This window comes from Enterococcus sp. LJL128 (assembly GCF_056924295.1).
Map to the genome: position 1 here is coordinate 1 of NZ_JBXPBP010000031.1, position 4,119 is coordinate 4,119.

The 4,119-nt window shown below is 39.3% G+C and carries 3 protein-coding genes, 1 pseudogene and 1 other annotated feature; of the genes and pseudogenes, 3 read left to right on the top strand and 1 reads right to left on the bottom strand.

Going from position 1 to position 4,119, the window contains the following annotated elements; translation table 11 throughout:
* Positions 1 to 455 precede the first annotated feature (455 nt).
* The 3 genes from croR to serS all read left to right on the top strand — a co-directional run bounded on the left by croR (position 456) and on the right by serS (position 3,968).
* The gene (gene croR, locus AC1Z3K_RS18500; RefSeq protein WP_426084933.1) at positions 456 to 1,145 is read left to right on the top strand and encodes a response regulator transcription factor CroR; all 690 of its coding nucleotides are present in this window, start codon (positions 456 to 458) and stop codon (positions 1,143 to 1,145) included.
* On the top strand, positions 1,135 to 2,337 hold the full coding sequence (locus AC1Z3K_RS18505) for a sensor histidine kinase (RefSeq protein WP_426084932.1): 1,203 nt from the start codon (positions 1,135 to 1,137) through the stop codon (positions 2,335 to 2,337). Before croR ends, AC1Z3K_RS18505 begins: the two co-directional genes overlap by 11 nt.
* Positions 2,338 to 2,366: 29 nt before the next feature.
* Positions 2,367 to 2,573, top strand: a binding site (T-box leader).
* A gap of 123 nt (positions 2,574 to 2,696) precedes the next feature.
* Positions 2,697 to 3,968 (top strand): serine--tRNA ligase, encoded by a 1,272-nt coding sequence (gene serS / locus AC1Z3K_RS18510; protein ID WP_461733556.1) that lies wholly within the window; start codon positions 2,697 to 2,699, stop codon positions 3,966 to 3,968.
* On the opposite strand, the pseudogene AC1Z3K_RS18515 reads toward serS, so the two are convergent.
* Positions 3,852 to 4,119: pseudogene (locus AC1Z3K_RS18515) on the bottom strand (hypothetical protein); the annotation flags it as partial. The gene serS and the pseudogene AC1Z3K_RS18515 sit on opposite strands and share 117 nt — an antisense overlap.

Here is a 4,119-nt window from a genome sequence, read left to right on the forward strand (position 1 = left end):
CGATAAGATGTCAACTCTTTTTTTGAAAAAGTTTTAAGTTGATAGAACTCGGCAATCCGTTGTTGTGTTTCATAACAACTGTTTCAGTTTATCAGCTTCTTTGTTATTTGTCAATAACTTTTTTACTGATTCAACAAGTTTTTTCTTCTCTCTGGATGTTATTCTATCCAGCTGTCTGAAAGTCATTGTCTCGTCTTGCGACATGTAATAATATATCAAGTTTCAACGCTTAGGTCAATCAAAATATTGCATTTTTTTCAACTTTTTTTCATTACCGACCATTCACTGCTATTACCTTGTTAATCGTTCGCTTTGCCACCGTTTTCTATTTAGTGTTTCTTAATTTTTGGTAATGTAATTAAAATTTCTGTAATATATACGAGTTTTTATCCCTTTCTGCTTTTTTTTGATAGAATATGAGTGATGATATTAATGATTTGGAGGAGTATAACTATATGAAGATTTTAGTAGCAGATGACGACAAGGAGATTGTAGAGCTTCTAAGCATCTACATTCACAACGAAGGATATGAGGTAGTCAAGGCATATGATGGAAAGGAAGCCTTATCTAAGATAAGAACAATTCCTGATATTGATTTACTGGTGCTGGATATTATGATGCCCGTTATGGACGGCATGCAGGTTGTAAAAGAATTGCGTAAGGAGTCTCAAGTACCAATTATTATGCTGACTGCAAAAACAACAGATATGGATAAAATTAAAGGTTTAGTTGCCGGTGCGGATGATTATGTTACAAAACCGTTTAATCCATTAGAAGTGATGGCACGAGTTAAATCAATTTTGCGGCGCAGTCAGATGCAAGTGAAGCTTAACGAACCTGACGTATTGGAAATTGGCTCACTGATTATTAATAAAGATTCTCATGAGGTTAAAACAATTGACGACAAAGAAATACAATTAACTGCGCTGGAGTTCGGTATCCTCTATTTATTAGCCAGCCATCCAAACCGAGTATTTAATGCCGACGAAATTTTTGAGCGTGTTTGGCAGCAGGAAAGTGTTGTCTCCGCCAAAACGGTTATGGTTCATGTCAGCCATTTGCGCGATAAGATAGAAGAAGCAACTGGTGGAGAAAAAGTGATTCAGACAGTTTGGGGTGTGGGGTACAAAATTGATGCCCGTTAACAATCAGCGGAAGGTGGAAAAACAGAAACGGATCGGCTTAACATCTAAAGAAGTAAGTGAGCTGCTGGCCGAAGGAATTTTAACAGTTATTCTTTTACTACTATTAAATGTGGCGATAATTGTTTTGCTTTATCAGTTTATCCAGACTTCCCCAACTTTAAGAAATGTGATATTCGGAACAAAAGGTGTTCTAGCTGATTATCTGGATACAGATGTTTTTTGGAGCTGGAGTAAATTTGTTATTCCAATTTTTCTAATTATTGATGGGTCTGTTTTATACTGGCGGTTAATTCGCCGCTATCGTCAGATGCAGCTGCGTCATATTATCAGTGAGCTTCATTATATAGCGGACGGAAATTATGATCATAGAATCCCCTTTGAATTAAGTGGTGATTTGGCGAAAGTCATTTCCAGCATCAACGGACTAGTTGATAGTACGGTAGCTGCTATTGAGGATGAACGGCGGATTGAAAACTCTAAAGATGAATTAATCACAAATGTCAGTCATGACATACGGACACCTTTGACATCCATCATTGGCTACTTGGGATTGATCGAGGATCGTCAATTTCATTCCCAAGAAGAGATTCTCAAGTATACTCATACTGCTTATGTAAAAGCGAAGCAAATGAAGCTTTTAGTAGATGACTTATTTGAATACACTAAGGTGAGACAGCCTGCTGTTCCTCTAAATGCCATCACCTTCGATATGGCTCAGCTTTTGGAACAGCTATCTGTCGATTTCGAACTGGAAGCAAACAAACGGGGCATGGACATCTCTGTTAAAGCTATTCCAGAAGCTATTCCTATGGAAGGCGACACAGAAAAACTAGTCAGGGTATTCAACAACCTTCTATCTAATGCCTTGAAATATGGAAAAGGCGGCAAACACATTTTAATAGAAGCAACAAAAGTCGGAACCGAGGTGGTTGTGGCTGTCCGTAACGACGGTTCTCAAATTCCGCAAAAATCGTTAGATCAGCTTTTTGACCGTTTTTACAGAGTAGAGGAATCACGCTCTCAAGAAACAGGTGGGACTGGTTTAGGATTGGCTATCGCTCAAAGTATCGTTGCCTTACACGGGGGATACATCTATGCTAAGTCAGATACGGATTGGACTTCCTTTATTATCCATCTGCCTATTCAAAGAAATGCAGCTCCTGTTAATCAACGAGTTTCTGACCACCATTGACATCTTGCATAAAATTTTGTATGCTAATTGCAAACGTTGAGAAATAGTATTTATAGCACTGAATTTCAGAGAGCCTGTAGTGGTGGAAGCAGGTATTCATCTATAAAGAATCCGTCTCTAACTTATGTGTCTGGTGAAATAAATCAGACCGGTAGCAGCCGTTATCTGTTAATCAAGTGCAGCCATCTGGCTGAACTTGGGTGGCAACGCGAGATTTCAGTCATTTCGTCCCAAGATATTTTTTGTGGACGGAGTGGCTTTTTTTGTTGGCATGTGATTTCAGAAAGCACTTGTTTGGCAGCAGCGGCAGCTAGAAGTTGTTTTGGTTTACTATTTACTTAAATACTGGAGGGAACTATATGTTAGATGTAAAAATGATTCGTCAAAATTTTGCAGAAGTACAGCAAAAATTGAAAACCCGCGGGGTTAAGGAAGAGGTTTTAACTGAGTTTTTGCGTTTAGATGAAAGCCGCAGAGCGCTTTTGGTAAAAACCGAGGAGTTAAAGAAATATCGAAATGATGTTTCAGCAGAAATTGCTCTTTTGAAAAGAAACAAAGAGGACGCTGCTGCTAAAATCAGTGAAATGAAAGAAGTAGGCGGAAAAATCAAAGCCTTAGATACAGAAATTGCTGCTATAGATGAAAAGCTGAACGCTATTACTTCTACCTTACCTAACCTGCCCCATGCTTCTGTTCCAATCGGTGAAGGCGAAGACGAGAATGTTGAAATCCGAAAATGGAGTACGCCACGCAGCTTTGATTTTGAACCGAAGCCTCACTGGGAAGTAGCCGAACGCTTGGGAATTCTTGATTTTGAACGGGGAGCAAAGGTCACTGGCAGCCGATTTGTTTACTATAAAGGACTGGGTGCACGTTTAGAACGGGCTTTGTATAACTTCATGCTGGATTTGCATGTCTATGATCATGGCTACACAGAAGTTATTCCGCCATATATCGTTAACAGTAACTCTATGTTTGGAACAGGTCAGTTCCCCAAATTTAAAGAAGACGGTTTTCAACTGGAAGGAACTGACTTTACACTGATTCCAACTGCTGAAGTCCCTTTAACAAACTACTATAACAATGAGATTCTAGATGGAAAGGAATTACCGATTTACTTTACCGCACTAAGTCCTTCTTTCCGTTCTGAAGCGGGAAGTGCTGGTCGTGATACTCGCGGCTTGATTCGTCTGCATCAATTCAACAAAGTTGAGATGGTTAAATTCAGCAAGCCTGAAACCTCTTATGAAGAATTAGAAAAAATGACTGCAAATGCTGAAGAGATTTTACAGAAATTGAATCTGCCGTATCGTGTTATGGCTCTATCTACTGGTGATATGGGCTTCTCTGCTGCCAAAACCTATGACTTGGAAGTTTGGATTCCTGCTCAGGATGTCTACCGGGAAATCAGCTCATGCTCAAACTGCGAAGATTTCCAGGCGCGCAGAGCAATGATTCGTTACCGTGACGACGAAGAAAAAGTCAACTATCTACACACCTTAAACGGCTCTGGTTTAGCGGTTGGGCGAACTGTGGCTGCCATTCTTGAAAATTATCAGAATGGGGATGGAACAGTCACTGTACCTGAGGTTCTGATTCCTTATATGGGCGGTCTTAAAATAATTGAGTAAATAATACATCTTTTTAAGAGGGAGTGGGACATAATCCACTCTCAAAAAGAAAACAAGCTCGATTTTGATGATGAATGTCAAAATCGGGCTTGTTTTTTCTTCTTCCCTTCTCTTTCTCTCCATATATTTTCCTAATTTTCTTAGATTTAGT

Bases quoted from the DNA above. Each gene is read 5' to 3' on its own strand.
- croR (WP_426084933.1), top strand. From the start codon at position 456: ATGAAGATTTTAGTAGCAGATGACGACAAGGAGATTGTAGAGCTTCTA.
- AC1Z3K_RS18505 (WP_426084932.1), top strand. From the start codon at position 1,135: ATGCCCGTTAACAATCAGCGGAAGGTGGAAAAACAGAAACGGATCGGC.
- serS (WP_461733556.1), top strand. From the start codon at position 2,697: ATGTTAGATGTAAAAATGATTCGTCAAAATTTTGCAGAAGTACAGCAA.